This window comes from Pusillimonas sp., assembly GCF_044464525.1.
Taxonomy (GTDB): domain Bacteria; phylum Pseudomonadota; class Gammaproteobacteria; order Burkholderiales; family Burkholderiaceae_B; genus Pusillimonas.
Genome location: NZ_JBIQLE010000001.1, coordinates 258,581 through 271,168, shown reverse-complemented (window position 1 = coordinate 271,168; position 12,588 = coordinate 258,581). Strand labels below are relative to the sequence as shown.

Here is a 12,588-nt window from a genome sequence, read left to right as displayed (position 1 = left end):
GTCATGATTACTGGTCGGATGGGGTTTCGCGCGTTTTCGCTCGTCTTGTCGTAACTCCCGCCGACCACCAGGAAATCGACTGCAGATTGGTATGGCGGGACATCGGACGGGCTCGCCTCACATCTGCCGCCGGCTCTCCTCAGAGCGTATGCCGTACGTCGGAAACCATTGCGTCAGACGCTGCCGCCAGCATCATCATCATGTTCCAGAACAAAGGCGTGGCAACATTGCTGCACCGAGGCCGCTCGGTCGATCTCAGCCCCGGAACCATGGTGGCCATGGATACCCGCAGCCCTTATCGGCTAAGCTTCTTAAGCAATTTCGAACAACATGTTTTGCGGGTTCCGGCCAATGTTCTGGGCGACCACTCCGACGACACAAACCCGTTAACGGCCACGGCTCTTAATACCAGCTTCGCAAGTCGTCTGCTGTTGGCAAGTTTTTCTGCAGCGGGGCAGGTCTGCCCACACCAAAGCGATGATCTGGAACCGACTTTGTTTGATTTGACGCGTCTGGCCTTGTACGCGGGAGCGCCGGCGTTAAAGCCTGGTTCGACGGCAGACCGTTTTCAACAAGCGTGCAGCTATATACGCGCGCACACGGCGGTGGCTGACCTTACTCCGCAGTTGGTGGCAGACAAACTGGGCATATCGCTGCGCACGCTGCAGAAGGTGTTCGCCATCAGGGGCATGCAGCCCAGCTCGTACATTCTGCAGCAGCGTCTTTCCAGAGTAGGTGAACTGCTCGCGCGACCGGATCATGCCCACCGAAGCGTAGCCGACATTGCAGGCGCATACGGGTTTCTTGAACCTAGCCATTTCTCACGGATATTCCGCATTCACTTTGGCATGTCTCCGCGCGAATGGCGCAAGCGTTCCGCAGACACTCAAATGGCAGAGCCTTTCCCAGCCGCACGATCAGTCGTTCGTTACAAATCACTGCTTTAGCCCAAGCACAGTTCGCTAGAAATCAAATCGCTTGCGCCCTGGGGCAAGTCGGCGCGGTTTCCAAGGCTAATGTTAATGAGCGGGGCTAAAAATTGCCCTGCCATAACGAATTGGAGACGAATCATGCAAGTACGCCAGAAAATCCTGAATGGCCGCGATGCGGTCCGAGTCGCTATTGTCCAGACACCCCCGGCCTTCTTGAATCGAGAGCAAACCATCGACATCGCTTGCGCCAAAATCCAGGAAGCCGCAGCCGGCGGCGCCAATGTCATCGCCTTCAGCGAAACCTGGATTTCAGGCTATCCGTACTGGGGTGAGGGATGGGAAACCAGGCTCGATTCCTGGGTGCAGGTTCGCACCGCCTTCTACGATAACGCTCTGCTTATTCCAAGCGACGACACCCGGCGTTTATGCGACGCCGCAGCCCGCGCCAACGCCGTAGTCATTATCGGCTGCAACGAACTGGATTCCGACCCGGCCAGCCATACCATCTACAACACCCTGCTATTCATCGACAACTACGGCCAAATACTGGGCAAGCACCGCAAAACCATGCCAACGTTTGTAGAAAGGGCCGTTTGGGGATGCGGCGACGGAAGCGGCATGCAAGTTTATGCGACCGACTTCGGCAGAATCGGCGGGCTGATCTGCGGCGAGCATCTCATGACCCTGGCCCGGGCACACATGATTTCTCAAGGAGAAGACATTCATCTGGGCGTCTTCCCCGGCGCGTTCCGTCTTCATACCGGCCCCAGCCTCGAAGAACAGGACGACACCGGCGAGCACTTTTGGGGGTATGCATCGTGCCGCGCCCATGCGTTCGAGGCCGGCGCTTTCGTCATGGCCTCTTGCGGGATGATGGACGAGGCGGCCCTCCCCGACGACTTCGCCCTGCGCGACACACTGAACATCAATTATGCGAAAGGAGGCAGTACCGTCTACGCACCCATCGGGGTTGCCATGGCGGGGCCCGTATATGGCGATGCCATCGTGTACGCCGACTGCCCGGCGCAAATGATCAAGATCGCCAAGGCGATCATCGACACCTGCGGACATTATTCGCGGCAAGACCTGTTCAGCTTGAACACCCATCCTCGCATACCCAATAAAGCCGTCCAGTCGGTACGCGCTTTGGAAAGTACGGATTCGGGCACTTTGAACCGTATCGCCGATGACCATCAGGTTTCCCCCGCCGAGATCGAAACGGCCGTGCAGCGCATCGCTTCCGAACTTACTCTGTAAGATTGCCCGCAACCCCTACCGCTGGTAAAGTAAACAATCGGCTCCCGACTAGCGCGCCACAGTTGTGGCGCGCCCGGGCCTACGATGTTTTTTGCGTGTGGGGCACCATGAATTCGCTTCATTCTTTTCAGGCCCGGTCCATTACCGGCGAACCCGTCGATCTTTCCGACTACGCGGGCCAAGTCGCCCTTGTCGTCAATGTCGCTTCCAAGTGCGGCTACACCCCCCAGTACGAAGGCCTCGAAGCCTTGTACCGCGACTATAAAGACCGTGGGTTCAGCGTTCTGGCCTTTCCTTGCAACCAGTTTGGCAACCAAGAGCCGGGCAATAGCGTCGACATTCTCACGTTCTGCTCCACCGTTTACAAAGCCAGCTTCCCGTTATTCGAGAAAATCGAGGTGAACGGCCCTCACGCTCATCCCTTGTACAACTGGCTCAAAGAAGAAAAAAGCGGCGTTCTAGGCACCAAGGCCATCAAATGGAACTTCACCAAGTTCCTGGTTGATCGAAAGGGCCAGGTCATTGAACGCTACGGCTCGTCCACCACCCCCGACGAACTACGTGCTGATATCGAAAAAGCACTGTCATGAAACGCCAAGGAAACACATGATCGATCTGTATTACTGGACCACCCCGAACGGCCACAAAATCACCCTGTTCCTTGAGGAAACCGGCCTGGACTACAAGTTGATTCCCATCAACATTGGCAAGGGCGAGCAGTTTCAGCCCGACTTTCTTAAAATTGCGCCTAATAATCGCATTCCGGCCATGGTCGACCATGCCCCCGCCGGCGGCGGCGAACCCATCTCGGTATTCGAATCGGGCGCCATGCTGCTATACCTGGCCGAAAAGACCGGGCGCTTCCTGCCGGCCGACCTGCGCGGCCGCACCGACACCCTGCAGTGGCTCTTCTGGCAGATGGGCGGCCTGGGCCCCATGGCCGGGCAAAACCACCATTTCAATGGCTATGCACCCGAAAAAATCCAGTATGCCATCGATCGATACGTAGGCGAAACCGGCCGCCTGTACGGGGTATTGAACAAACGCCTTGCCGACCGAGAGTTCGTCGCCGGTGAATATTCCATCGCCGATATGGCCAGCTATCCTTGGATCGTATCCCACGAGAAACAAAGCCAGAACCTCGCCGATTTCCCCCACCTGAAGCGCTGGTTCGACGCCATTGCCGTGCGCCCGGCAACCATTCGTGCCTACGAGGTGGCCAAAACGGTCAATAGCCAGCCCACCGTACACGACGAAGAGGCCCGTAAAATACTGTTCGGCCAAAACGCGCAAACCGTTCGATAAGAATCCACACCGGTCATGAGCCTCGATATCGTTCCACGCATCGCCTTGAAGCCTGGCTTGCCCACCGGCTGGCCGCGTTCGTCCCGCATCGCCCTGGGGCTGGCGTGCCTGGCCACCTTGGCGGCCTGCGCCGGCGGTCCCCGCGAAAACATCACCTTGATACCCGCCGACCAGATCGCCCAGGAAAGCAGCAAACAGGGCCAGTTCACCCAGCCGCTGAAATACAAGCGGACAAAACCCGGCTGCAAGGGCGAGTGCCCTCAAATCGAAGTAGATTCGCTGGTATTTCCCGGCGTACCCATACTTACCCAGCTCGTCGACCACGCCTTGGCTGTCATGACCGGCATCAGCGCCGATTCGCCCCAGCCGTACACCACGCTTCAAGAGTACGAGGACTACTTCTGGCAAACGGCGGCGCCACGAGATTCGACCGTATTCTCGGCAAAAGCGCGCTACCGAAGCCGGAACCTGACCGTCATCGAACTGAACACATGGCAGTACTACACCGGCGCGGCCCACGGTATTACGGCCACGCAATTTCTGAACTGGAACAACACAACGGGCAAGGTGTTGGGAATGGCCGACATCCTGCAGCCCGGCGCCCACGGCCGCTACGAAGAAGCCCTGCGCGCAGCGCACCGACGCTGGCTGGCAACCAACCCCGACGCCCAGCGCGACCCGGCTGCCTACGACAGGCTGTGGCCGTTTCAAACAAGCGAAAACTTTGCGCTGACCGATTCCGGCCTGGTGGTCAAGTACGATTCATACCAAATAGCCCCCTACTCGCACGGCCAGCCCGAACTGTCCATCCCTTACACCGAATTGCAGGGCATCCTTAAGCCCCAGTTCCTGCCTGGATAGCCGTCTTTCACGGCTCAATATCCGTCTTCTCGGTCGAAGCGGTCCAGGTCGAAGTAGCGTGAGGTCGAGCCGCTGTCTTCGGCGGCTTGGGAAGAGCCGTCGGCTTGGGGCTGGGCTTGCTCGCGACGCTGCACGGCGTCGGGAAGCGCGCCCTTGGTCGTATCCAGCATATGTATTTGCCCCGACGGATCGGCTCCGGCGGGAGTCGTAGCGGACGCGGCGGCCCCTGAGCCCGCCGCCCTCGCCGCCCGGCTCCTGAGCACGCGATCGGTGAGGTCATCAAGTTGTGCAGCCAGTTGATTATGGTTCTTGCGGCGCGCCCAGTCTGCGGCATCCTCGCCACGCAGATTGCGGGCCGTTGCATCAGCGCCCGCATTCAACAGCGCACGCACAACCTCTTCGCTACCGCTATAGGCAGCCATCATCAACGGCGAGGTACCGTCCGGCGAGGGCGCGTTCACCATCGCCTTGTTGGCAAGAAGCAGCTTGACGGTTTCCAGATGGCCCTTGGAGGCGGCATAGTGCAGCGGAGCCCAACCCAGGCGATTGACTTCAGCGCCTTTGGCGATTAAATCGGCGGCCCGCTTGGTCTGCCCGATAACCGACAAATACATGAGGGGTGTTTCGTTATGTCCGTTAACCGCATTGACGTTGATTTTACGATGCCGCACGAGAAGGTCGTAAACCTTCCAAGCCCCGTCTTGTATCGCCTGCATGATGGCCGGCTGGCCCTCGGCGTCCACCGCGTTGGGGTCTTCGCCCAGCGCCAGGTGGTTACGAACCTGCTCGACGCGGTCATTGGCAATATCCACACCCCAATCGCTGGGTGTGGATGCCGCGGCGGCCTGACAAGTGAACATCAGTAAAATAGCGCTTAAGATCGGAACAAAGAAAGATTTCATTTCTTTAAAATCAAATAGTTATATTACTTTATTAATGTAAAATATTTAATAAATTACTTTAAATAAAACACTTTAAATAAATTACTTTAGATAATTAACCTTAATTTAATTCTTTATCTTATTGAAAAGCCTAAAGAAATTTTCCTTGGTTACTTTTGCAATATCGGCAACCGGCAGGCCGCGCAATTCGGCAATTTTCTCGGCCACATGTATCACCTTGGATGGATCATTTGTTTTGCCCCGATGCGGCACCGGTGCCAGAAAGGGTGAATCTGTCTCGATAAGCAGACGATCCAACGGCACGAGCGCAGCCAACTCTTGCAATTCGACCGCCTTCTTGAAGGTGACAATGCCCGATAGGGAGATGTAGAAATTCATCTCCATGGCGGCTTGGGCCACCTCCCAAGACTCGGTGAAGCAATGCATCACCCCGCCAAATTCGTCCGCGCCCTCTTCACGCATGATGCGAAGGGTGTCCTCGCTGGCCGAGCGTGTATGGATAATGAGCGGCAGGCCGCTCAAGCGGCTAGCGCGTATATGCGTGCGGAAGCGTTCGCGCTGCCACTCAAGCGGCTCGGCCAGACGAAAATAGTCCAGACCCGTCTCGCCGATGGCAACGACCTTGGGGTGTTGGGCCATTTCGGCCAATTGTTCAGAACGAGGTTCGGGCGTGTCTTCATAGTCGGGATGAACCCCGACCGACGCGTAAAGCTGCGGATGCGGCGTGACTATGTCCATCAGGCCGGGCCATTGGGGCAGATTGACGCTGACCACCAATGCATGGCCAACCTGGTTGGTGCGCATGCGCTCAAGTATGTCGGGCAGATTTTCGGCAAGTTCCGGGAAATCAAGATGGCAATGAGAGTCTACAAACATATTCAAACGGATTCTTTTGAAAGAACAGGGCCGCAAGCTTGGGCCACGCGTTGCAGTATGGAGTGCGTGAAAAGCTTGGCACTAAACGGGTGGCCCGCCACGGCGCGTTGCGAAGCAAGCCATTTGGCAGCCTCGGCCAATCGCTGCGGATCAGCAAGATGCGCAATGGCGCGAGTTTTCGCCTCTTGTTCGGGAAAATAACGCACAGGCGCCTGAACAGCCGACAACGAAAGGTCGACAAAGACACGCTGCAGATAATCGATCCAGGACAATGGCGCCTGCTGTTCAAGCAAATCGGCTACAGGACCGATTTCCGGAGAGCGGCCCTGCGCAAGAGACTGCAGCAACTGCTCCAGCCAGGCGGGGCAGGCATGAGCGTCTGCCTGCGACCGCTCCAACGCCAACAGCGGGGCTCCGCCGGCAACAGCCAGCCAGGGCGCTGGATCGGATACGCCCTGCTCTCGCAACCAAGGCAGACACTGTTCGGCGGCCGGCACGGGCAATGGCAGGCGCCGACAGCGCGATACCAGGGTGGGCAAAAGGCGATCGGGAGCGTCCGCCGCAAGCAGGAAGACCGTATTGGGCGGGGGCTCTTCAAGCACTTTCAGCAAGGCGTTAGCCGAAATTAAATTCAGGGATTCGGCCGGGTACAGCACTGCTACGCGCCAGCCTCCGCGATGGGTGGCCGTGTTGAACCAGCTGTGCAGCGACCGCAGTTGCTCAACGCGAATATCTCGGGAAGGCGCTTTTTTGGTTGTACCCGTTTCAGCGATATCGCTCGTATCTTCACCCTCTTGGGCGGCCACGGCGTCAGGCCGTATGCGCCGCAAATCGGGATGGTTCCCGGAAGCCACCCAGGCGCACGCCGGACACGCGCCGCAAGCAATGCCCTTGGCGGGCGATTCGCACAATAAGCCGGCTGCGGCTGCAAGAATGAATTGGCGTTTGCCTATGCCTGCCAGCCCGTGGATCAACCAAGCATGTGCGAAACGTTCGCGCTGCTCGAGCCATTGCCCGGCCCGCTCTCGTTGCCACGGCAAAAAGCTCGGCAACGTACTCATGCCCCATCCCCGTGGAGGCCGTCACGCCACGCTTGCTCGAGCTCTTCGGCCTGTGAAATTAGTTCGGCGCGCACGAGTTCGATCTGCCTGCTGGAATCCAATACACGGAAGCGACCAGGGTCGCGACGGGCGCGATCATGATAGGCGTTGCGGGTACGTTCGAAAAAATCAGCGCCCTCTTGCTCGAAACGATCAAGTTCACGGCCTCGGGAGAGCCTCTCGCGCGCTGTCTCAAGGGGCACGTCGAATAGCCAGGTTCGGTCGGGCTGAATATGGGGGTGGACCCATTGCTCAAGCGCTTCGACCCGCTGCGTACCCAGGCCGCGCCCGCCGCCCTGATAGGCGTATGTGGCGTCTGTGAAGCGGTCACAAACCACCCATTTGCCCGCCTCGAGGGCCGGCTCGATAACTGTGCGCAAATGCTCGACCCGCGCGGCGAACATCAGCAGCGTCTCGGTTTCAAGCTGCATGGGCCGGGTCAGCACGATCTGGCGCAAGGCCTCGCCCATTTCGGTGCCGCCCGGCTCGCGGGTGCAAACCACATCAAGGCCCCGGGCTTGCAAATGCTCGACCAGGCCGCGCACGTGGGTGCTTTTGCCGGCGCCATCCAGCCCTTCAAGCGTCACAAAGCAGCCTCGTCGGGTAGCCATCAGCGTCGTCCCAGTATGTATTTGGCCACGGCACGGTTATGTGCCACCAGCGTCTCGGAAAACTCGCTGGTGCCGTCTCCGCGCGACACGAAATAAAGATATTTATGTTTTTCGGGGTGAAGCACCGCATACAGCGAGGCCAGTCCGCTGCTGGCGATTGGAGTCGGAGGCAAGCCGCCGCGCGTATACGTGTTCCAAGGCGTGTCGGCTTGAAGATCACGCTTTCGAATGCGGCCGTCGTACGCATCGCCCATGCCGTATATTACCGTCGGGTCGGTCTGCAGCGGCATGCGGATGCGCAATCTGTTGATAAAGACACCCGCCACTCGCGTCCTGTCGGCACTGTGGCCGGTTTCCTTCTCGACAATCGAGGCGAGTATCAAAGCCTCGTAGGGGTCGGACAAGGGCAAATCAGGTTCACGTTCCGCCCACAGCTTGTCCAACTGAAGCATTTGCGCGTGATGGGCGCGCCTGAGAATGTCGTAATCGCTCGTGCCCGGCGTAAAGACATAGGTATCAGGATAAAAAAGCCCCTCGGGATGGGTTTGTTCGGCGCCCAGGCGCTGAAGCAGCTCGTGGTCGGATACGCCTTCCAGCGTTTGCTTTACCTCGGGGCTGGCGCGCAGCACATCGCGAATCTGCCGGTAGGTCCAGCCCTCGACCAGGGTAAGCCGTGTAAGCGTCATATCGCCCTGCGCCATGCGCTCGAGCAATTGCCAGGGCGTATCGCCCTGCCTGGCCTCGTAGGCGCCTGCCTTGAGCTGGCGGTCGAGTTCGGTTAGCCGGGCCAACGCAACGAAAGCCCTGCGGTCGATCTTGATGCCGGCTTCATTCATGGCACGCGCAACACTGTGCGGAGAACTACCCGGTTCGACAAGGTAGTCGACACGCTCGGCGTTCATGGGGACTGCTCGTTGCATAGACCAATACCAAGCGCCCGCAGCAGCCACAAAGGCGGCAAGCGCGACAAGAAGCAAACTGTATAAAAGGAATAAGCCGAATCTGCGTTTCATTGATCTTAAAGTGTAGCCCATGGCCCTTGACCTGCCGACCCTGCTACGGCATGGTAGGGAATTGCCGTTATCATAAACGGTACGGCGTTCAGTTTTACGCCTTACCCGCTATAAGACCTGTGGTTTCCATGAATAATTCCTCTGCTTTTTCCGCCCCCCTTACCGATCTTGCCGTGGTGCGCGCATCTGGCGCTGACGCCGCCGATTTCCTGCATGGTCAATTTACCCAAGACATCACCGGCCTGCCGCCCGGCCAGGCTCACTTGGCAGCCTATTGCACGGCCAAAGGCCGTCTGCTGGCCACCCTGATTATCTTGCGCGACCCCAAGCAGGCCGATGATCTGATCATCCTGGTCAAGGCCGATGTGGCGCCCGCCCTGGTAAAAAGGCTGACCATGTTCGTCCTGCGGGCCAAGGTCAAGCTTGAAATCTCCCCAGCCTCCGTGCTGGGCGTAAGCCTTCCAACCCACCCTGCGGGGGCCGGCGTCGCATCCCTTACGCCGCCTGACCCTGCTGCGGCGTGGTCGGTCGTGCAAACTGATCAGGGCATATGGATCAGCGCCCCCAGCGCAAACGAAGACATCCAGCGCTGGTGGCTCGTCACCCAGGCCGGCGCGCCTTCGCCCGACGACGCAACCGGCATGCTTGCCGCATGGCAAGCCGCCGACATTGCGGCCGGCCTGCCGTGGATCGAATCCGCCACCCAAGACGTTTTCATCCCGCAAACGCTCAACCTCGATCTCATCAATGGCGTCAACTTCACCAAAGGCTGCTATCCCGGCCAGGAAGTGGTCGCCCGCAGCCATTATCGCGGCACGGTAAAGCGGCGCATGGCCTATGGCGTTGCCGATTCGGCCGCTGAAGCGGCCTTATTGGCCGGCACCGATATCTACGACACCGAACGGCCCGAATCGCCCGGCGGGCGGATCGTCAATGCGGCTGCCCACGACGGCCGCACCCACATGCTGCTCGAAGTGCATCTGGCAGACATAGGCGCCGCTCAATATCGCCTGGGTTCGATCGACGGCCCCCATATCGCCCTGCATCCGCTGCCCTATCACATCGACAACAGCGGCGAAGCCTAAAGCTCGGCGCTCGGTTCTGCGCTTTCCAGGTCTGCCAGCGGGTGCGGCGTTCCATCGGGCCAGCCGGGCACGAAGAACTGCTCGACCCACTCGCTGTCAGCCTCTTGGATAGAGGCCGGTTTCCATCGTGGAGTCATGTCCTTGTCAACCAGCAGCGCGCGTATGCCTTCCCTGAAATCGTCACTGGCCGCCCGTTGCAGCATAGCCGTATATTCCATGCGAAACACTTGAGCCAGGGACATGCCTCGCGCTTTCTTTTGCAGCGTGAAACCCAACCGCGCCGACCCGGGCGACCCTTGCAAAAAGGTCTGAGCGGCACGGGCCAGCCAGGGGTCGGAGGCATCATGCCAATCCGTAAGACCCCTGCAGATCGCTTCAAAGTCGGGACCATCGCATTGCTCGGCGATACGTTCATAGTGCTTCTGCAACGGGCCTGGCGACCCTATGTCTGACACAGACATTGACCGCAACAGCTTATCCAGCAATATGTCGTTTTCATGGCGATTGTCCGACCAGGCGGTATTACGAAGCGCTTCCGTGACAACGGGCCAGCCGGCCGAGTACAGGCAATAGTCTGCCAATCCAAGGTGGCGGCAATCCGCCGGGCCAAGCTGTGCGCCCGTCAAGGCCAGGAATATCCCTATGCCGGCGGGCAGGCGTTCGAGCATCCAGCTTCCGCCTACGTCCGGGAAGACTCCGATGGTAATTTCCGGCATGGCAAAGCGTGTGGTTTCCGTTGCGACGCGATGGCTGGCTCCCATCATCAGGCCGACTCCGCCCCCCATGACGATGCCGCTGCCCCAGCACAACACAGGCTTGGAATAGCGATGAATACGATAATCAAGCCGATACTCCACAGCGAAGAACTCGCGCGCGTATTCATTGCTCCAAGGGTCGCCGGGCCTGGCCTCTTGCATAGAGGCGTGTAAACGGTGCAAATCGCCGCCGGCGCAGAACGCCTTCTCGCCCTTGCTGGTCAATACGACCAGTGCAATGGAATCATCCTGTTCCCAAAGCTGAAGGCGCTCATCAAGCGCCCGACACATCTCAAGCGAAATTCCGTTCAAAATTTGCGGTCGGTTCAACACCGCCACGCCGATGCGCCGGCCTGCGCCGGCTTCCAGAGTCTCAAACAACAGGTCGGCGCTCATGCAGCCTCCGAATTATCAGGCCTGCGGATCGAAGCGGGCCCCGCGCCCGCGCGAACCTCAGCCCAGTTATGAATTGTTCCCGTCGCGCACCCGGCGCGGACGAAAAGCGGCCTGCGCAACAGCGGCCTTGCGGTGAGCCGCGCGGCGCCGACGTGACTCCATCGGATCAAAATCCAGCGGCCGATAAATTTCGATTCGGTCGGCGTCGGACACGGCTTCGTCCAATTGGCAGCGGCGCCCAAAAATGCCCACGACCGGCGCATCAATAGGATAAGCCGGAAAAGCCCGCGCAAACCCGCTCAGCTTCAATGCGGCCGCCACATCAGTGCCGACCGCCACCGTCAGCGTCTTTTGCCAGACCTTGTCGGGCTCGGCGTACACCACCGTAACCGTGGCCTCACCCGTACCGCCGCTGCCCGCTCGGCGCAGCGGCGCGGCCGCCGGCCCAGAGCCGGACCGCTCGTCCGGCTCAGTCGTCATAGCACGCCTGGGCTCTTTGCGTGAACGAGTCGATGAAGCTGGTGGCGATACGATTGAAAACCGGCCCCACCACCATTTCAAGGGCCCGATTCGAAAAAGCGTACTCCATGGTGTAGAGCACCTTGCAGGCATCGGGAGCCAGCTCCTGGAACAGCCAGGTGCCGGTAAGTTCCGAGAACGGGCCATCGACAAGATGAAACGTGATCTTCTCGGGATAGTGATGCTCATTTCGAGTAGTAAAGGTTTGCTTGATGCCGGCGATACTGATCGTGATCGAGGCCTGCATGCCGTTTTCGTCGCGATGCTGAACCTGAGAACCGCCGCACCACGGCATGAACTGAGGATATTTCTCGACATCGGCCACCAAATCGAACATCTGCGCCTGGCTATAAGGAACAAGTACGGAGCGTTGAACTGTATGCATCGATTTCCGTTAATGGATAGAATGTAATGATTTTACCTTCTACGACCAAAACCTTTGATTCATGAGCATTGTCGACAACCGCAAGGCATTCCACGATTACTTCATCGAAGACCGCTTCGAGGCAGGTCTTGTACTTGAAGGCTGGGAAGTCAAGGCAATCCGGGCGGGTCATGTCCAGATCAAAGAAAGCTACATCATCATTCGCGACGGTGAAATCTTTGTAGTGGGCATGCACATCAGCCCCCTTCCCACAGCCTCCACACACATCCACCCCAACTCAACCCGCACGCGAAAGCTGCTGTTGAAAGCCGACGAAATCAACAAGCTGATCGGCAAGGTCGAACAACGCGGCTACACCATGGTGCCCCTGAACCTGCACTACAAGAACGGCCGCATCAAGATGGACTTCGGCCTGGGCCGAGGCAAGAAACAGCATGACAAGCGCGACACCGCGCGGGACAAAGACTGGCAGCGTGAAAAAGAACGGCTGATGAAGCACGATACCCGCAATAAATAAACTCTTCCGCCAACAATCGCCCAAGAACTCCGCAAATCACAAGCGCCACATCAGATGCCAGATGCGGCCGCGAC

Annotated in this window: 15 protein-coding genes; 7 read left to right on the top strand and 8 right to left on the bottom strand. The window is 58.7% G+C overall.

Going from position 1 to position 12,588, the window contains the following annotated elements:
- The 5 genes from ACIY1O_RS01250 to ACIY1O_RS01230 all read left to right on the top strand — a co-directional run.
- Window positions 1-947, top strand: a 947-nt coding sequence (locus ACIY1O_RS01250; RefSeq protein ID WP_397473243.1) for a helix-turn-helix domain-containing protein, incomplete at its 5' end; no start/stop codon positions are given.
- A 123-nt stretch (window positions 948-1,070) separates the two neighbouring features.
- On the top strand, window positions 1,071-2,189 hold the full coding sequence (locus tag ACIY1O_RS01245; protein ID WP_397473242.1) for a carbon-nitrogen hydrolase family protein: 1,119 nt from the start codon (window positions 1,071-1,073) through the stop codon (window positions 2,187-2,189).
- Between the two features lie 107 nt (window positions 2,190-2,296).
- Window positions 2,297-2,779, top strand: coding sequence for a glutathione peroxidase (locus tag ACIY1O_RS01240; protein ID WP_397473241.1), 483 nt, complete (start codon window positions 2,297-2,299; stop codon window positions 2,777-2,779).
- Between the two features lie 16 nt (window positions 2,780-2,795).
- Window positions 2,796-3,494, top strand: a complete 699-nt coding sequence (locus ACIY1O_RS01235; RefSeq protein WP_397473240.1) for a glutathione binding-like protein — start codon at window positions 2,796-2,798, stop codon at window positions 3,492-3,494.
- Window positions 3,495-3,509: 15 nt separating this feature from the next.
- Window positions 3,510-4,355, top strand: coding sequence for an RsiV family protein (locus ACIY1O_RS01230; RefSeq protein ID WP_397473239.1), 846 nt, complete (start codon window positions 3,510-3,512; stop codon window positions 4,353-4,355).
- Between the two features lie 14 nt (window positions 4,356-4,369).
- On the opposite strand, the gene ACIY1O_RS01225 is transcribed toward ACIY1O_RS01230, so the two are convergent.
- The 5 genes from ACIY1O_RS01225 to mltG form a co-directional block, all read right to left on the bottom strand.
- Window positions 4,370-5,215 (bottom strand): ankyrin repeat domain-containing protein, encoded by an 846-nt coding sequence (locus tag ACIY1O_RS01225; protein ID WP_397473238.1) that lies wholly within the window; start codon window positions 5,213-5,215, stop codon window positions 4,370-4,372.
- A gap of 147 nt (window positions 5,216-5,362) precedes the next feature.
- Window positions 5,363-6,133 (bottom strand): TatD family hydrolase, encoded by a 771-nt coding sequence (locus ACIY1O_RS01220; protein WP_397473237.1) that lies wholly within the window; start codon window positions 6,131-6,133, stop codon window positions 5,363-5,365.
- Between the two features lie 2 nt (window positions 6,134-6,135).
- The gene (gene holB / locus ACIY1O_RS01215; RefSeq protein WP_397473236.1) at window positions 6,136-7,194 is read right to left on the bottom strand and encodes a DNA polymerase III subunit delta'; all 1,059 of its coding nucleotides are present in this window, start codon (window positions 7,192-7,194) and stop codon (window positions 6,136-6,138) included.
- On the bottom strand, window positions 7,191-7,844 hold the full coding sequence (gene tmk, locus ACIY1O_RS01210; protein WP_397473235.1) for a dTMP kinase: 654 nt from the start codon (window positions 7,842-7,844) through the stop codon (window positions 7,191-7,193). Before tmk ends, holB begins: the two co-directional genes overlap by 4 nt.
- Window positions 7,844-8,857: an endolytic transglycosylase MltG gene (gene mltG / locus ACIY1O_RS01205; protein ID WP_397473234.1), complete on the bottom strand. Its 1,014-nt coding sequence runs from the start codon at window positions 8,855-8,857 to the stop codon at window positions 7,844-7,846. The genes tmk and mltG overlap by 1 nt, the downstream gene beginning before the upstream one ends.
- Window positions 8,858-8,985: 128 nt before the next feature.
- On the opposite strand from mltG, the gene ygfZ reads away from it, so the two are divergent.
- Entirely contained in the window at window positions 8,986-9,942 is a 957-nt protein-coding gene (gene ygfZ / locus ACIY1O_RS01200; protein ID WP_397473233.1) for a CAF17-like 4Fe-4S cluster assembly/insertion protein YgfZ, read from the top strand.
- Here the strand turns inward: ygfZ and ACIY1O_RS01195 are convergent.
- The 3 genes from ACIY1O_RS01195 to ACIY1O_RS01185 all read right to left on the bottom strand — a co-directional run bounded on the left by ACIY1O_RS01195 (window position 9,939) and on the right by ACIY1O_RS01185 (window position 11,997).
- On the bottom strand, window positions 9,939-11,093 hold the full coding sequence (locus ACIY1O_RS01195; RefSeq protein ID WP_397473232.1) for an enoyl-CoA hydratase/isomerase family protein: 1,155 nt from the start codon (window positions 11,091-11,093) through the stop codon (window positions 9,939-9,941). The two genes, ygfZ and ACIY1O_RS01195, sit on opposite strands and share 4 nt — an antisense overlap.
- A gap of 66 nt (window positions 11,094-11,159) precedes the next feature.
- Complete coding sequence (locus tag ACIY1O_RS01190) at window positions 11,160-11,573, bottom strand: RnfH family protein (RefSeq protein ID WP_397473231.1); 414 nt, start codon at window positions 11,571-11,573, stop codon at window positions 11,160-11,162.
- Complete coding sequence (locus ACIY1O_RS01185; protein WP_397473230.1) at window positions 11,563-11,997, bottom strand: type II toxin-antitoxin system RatA family toxin; 435 nt, start codon at window positions 11,995-11,997, stop codon at window positions 11,563-11,565. The genes ACIY1O_RS01190 and ACIY1O_RS01185 overlap by 11 nt, the downstream gene beginning before the upstream one ends.
- Window positions 11,998-12,058: 61 nt before the next feature.
- Between ACIY1O_RS01185 and smpB the strand changes: the two genes are divergently transcribed.
- Window positions 12,059-12,514, top strand: a complete 456-nt coding sequence (gene smpB, locus ACIY1O_RS01180; RefSeq protein ID WP_397473229.1) for an SsrA-binding protein SmpB — start codon at window positions 12,059-12,061, stop codon at window positions 12,512-12,514.
- Window positions 12,515-12,588 lie beyond the last annotated feature (74 nt).

Bases quoted from the DNA above. Each gene is read 5' to 3' on its own strand.
- ACIY1O_RS01245 (WP_397473242.1), top strand. From the start codon at position 1,071: ATGCAAGTACGCCAGAAAATCCTGAATGGCCGCGATGCGGTCCGAGTC.
- ACIY1O_RS01240 (WP_397473241.1), top strand. From the start codon at position 2,297: ATGAATTCGCTTCATTCTTTTCAGGCCCGGTCCATTACCGGCGAACCC.
- ACIY1O_RS01235 (WP_397473240.1), top strand. From the start codon at position 2,796: ATGATCGATCTGTATTACTGGACCACCCCGAACGGCCACAAAATCACC.
- ACIY1O_RS01230 (WP_397473239.1), top strand. From the start codon at position 3,510: ATGAGCCTCGATATCGTTCCACGCATCGCCTTGAAGCCTGGCTTGCCC.
- ACIY1O_RS01225 (WP_397473238.1), bottom strand. From the start codon at position 5,215: ATGTTCACTTGTCAGGCCGCCGCGGCATCCACACCCAGCGATTGGGGT.
- ACIY1O_RS01220 (WP_397473237.1), bottom strand. From the start codon at position 6,133: ATGTTTGTAGACTCTCATTGCCATCTTGATTTCCCGGAACTTGCCGAA.
- holB (WP_397473236.1), bottom strand. From the start codon at position 7,194: ATGAGTACGTTGCCGAGCTTTTTGCCGTGGCAACGAGAGCGGGCCGGG.
- tmk (WP_397473235.1), bottom strand. From the start codon at position 7,844: ATGGCTACCCGACGAGGCTGCTTTGTGACGCTTGAAGGGCTGGATGGC.
- mltG (WP_397473234.1), bottom strand. From the start codon at position 8,857: ATGAAACGCAGATTCGGCTTATTCCTTTTATACAGTTTGCTTCTTGTC.
- ygfZ (WP_397473233.1), top strand. From the start codon at position 8,986: ATGAATAATTCCTCTGCTTTTTCCGCCCCCCTTACCGATCTTGCCGTG.
- ACIY1O_RS01195 (WP_397473232.1), bottom strand. From the start codon at position 11,093: ATGAGCGCCGACCTGTTGTTTGAGACTCTGGAAGCCGGCGCAGGCCGG.
- ACIY1O_RS01190 (WP_397473231.1), bottom strand. From the start codon at position 11,573: ATGACGACTGAGCCGGACGAGCGGTCCGGCTCTGGGCCGGCGGCCGCG.
- ACIY1O_RS01185 (WP_397473230.1), bottom strand. From the start codon at position 11,997: ATGCATACAGTTCAACGCTCCGTACTTGTTCCTTATAGCCAGGCGCAG.
- smpB (WP_397473229.1), top strand. From the start codon at position 12,059: ATGAGCATTGTCGACAACCGCAAGGCATTCCACGATTACTTCATCGAA.